Below are 1585 nucleotides of genomic sequence, written 5' to 3'. Positions count from 1 at the left end.
GCCGCGCTCCACCGCGATGCCCACCAGCACATCCGGCCCCACGCCCTGCTCGCGCAGCTTGTGCGCCAGGCGGTTGGCACGGCGGTTGAGCTGGTCATAACTCTGCGCCTGGCCGGCAAAGGTCACGGCGATCGCTTCAGGCGTACGCGCCGCCTGCTGCTCGATCAGCGCGTGAGCGCACTCGGTGCTTGGGTAACGCCGCACATTCGCTTGCCACTCCTCCAACTCGAGCGCATCGAGCAATGGCAACTGCGCCACGCGTTGGGCGCTGTCCTGGCAGATGCCCTGCAACAGATTGCGCCAGTACCTACCCAGACGCTCGGCAGTGGCCGGATCGAACAATGCAGTGGCGTAGGTCAGGATGGCGTTCAACCCCGCGTCGTGCTCGACCGTGTTCAGGACCAGGTCGAACTGGGTGCTGCGGTCTTCCCAACCCAGCCCCTCGATCCGCAGCCCGGCCAGTTCCTGGGCCATGCCGGAGTTTTCCGCCTTGTGGTTGAACAGCACCTGGAACAGTGGGCTGTGGCTCAGGCTGCGTTCGGGCTGCAGCGCCTCGACCAGTTGCTCGAACGGCAGGTCCTGGTGCGCCTGGGCCTGCACGGCGGTGTGCCGGACCTGTTGCAGCAATCCGGCGAAGGTGGTCTGCGGCGCGAACTCAGCCTTGAGCACCTGGGTGTTGACGAAGAAGCCGATCAGGCCTTCGGTCTCGGCACGGTTGCGGTTGGCGACCGGGACGCCGACGCGCACCTGCGATTGACCACTGAGGCGGTGCAGCAGCACCTGGAACGAGGCCAGCAACAGCATGAACAGGGTCACGCCCTGTTGCCGTGCGGTGGCTTTCAGCGCCTCGGCGAGTTCCGGCTCCAGGCGGATATCCAGGCGTGCCCCGGCATGACTCAGCTGCAACGGGCGTGGGCGGTCGGCAGGCAACTCCAGCACCGGTTGCTCCTCGCCCAGTTGCTGACGCCAGTAGTCGAGCTGGCGCGCCTGCTCGCCCGCCGCCATCCACTGGCGCTGCCAGGCAGCATAATCCGCGTACTGGAACGCCAGGGCCGGCAGTTGCGCCTCGGCGCCCTGACGGTACCCGGCATACAGACGCACCACTTCATCGACCATGATCGGCATCGACCAACCATCGGCGACGATATGGTGCAGGGTCAGGACCAGCACATGCTCGTCGGCGGCCAGGCGCAGCAGGCGGGCACGCAGCAACGGGCCGTGCTCCAGGTCGAACGGCTGCGCGGTCTCCTGCGCAACTCGCGCCTGAAGCGCCTCGCTCGCCACCGTCTCGACCGGCAGGTCGAAATCACCTGCGGCATGGATGCGTTGCCAGGCCTGTTCACCTTCCTGATGGAAGGTAGTACGCAGGGTTTCGTGGCGGGCGATCAGCGCGGCGAAGCTGCTGCGCAGCGCCTCGATATCCAGCTCGCCCTTCAAGCGCAGGGCCGACGGGATGTTGTAGGCGGCACTGGCCGGCTCCAGTTGCCAGAGGAACCACTGGCGTTGCTGGGCGTAGGACAAGGCCAGCGGCTGGTTGCGGTCCACGACGCTGAACGCCGGCGCCTGGCTGGCCGCGCCTTCGCCA

Annotated in this window: 1 protein-coding gene; it reads right to left on the bottom strand. The window is 67.1% G+C overall.

Features of this window, described 5'->3' with window-relative positions; translation table 11 throughout:
* Positions 1-1585: condensation domain-containing protein (locus ACQ4OD_RS26295; protein WP_430945217.1), on the bottom strand; the 1585-nt coding region annotated here is incomplete at both ends.

It is taken from the genome of Pseudomonas sp. WC1, from assembly GCF_050586565.1.
Lineage (GTDB): Bacteria > Pseudomonadota > Gammaproteobacteria > Pseudomonadales > Pseudomonadaceae > Aquipseudomonas.
The sequence above is the reverse complement of the archived record's forward strand: the minus strand, read 5'-3'. Positions and strand labels throughout refer to the sequence as shown.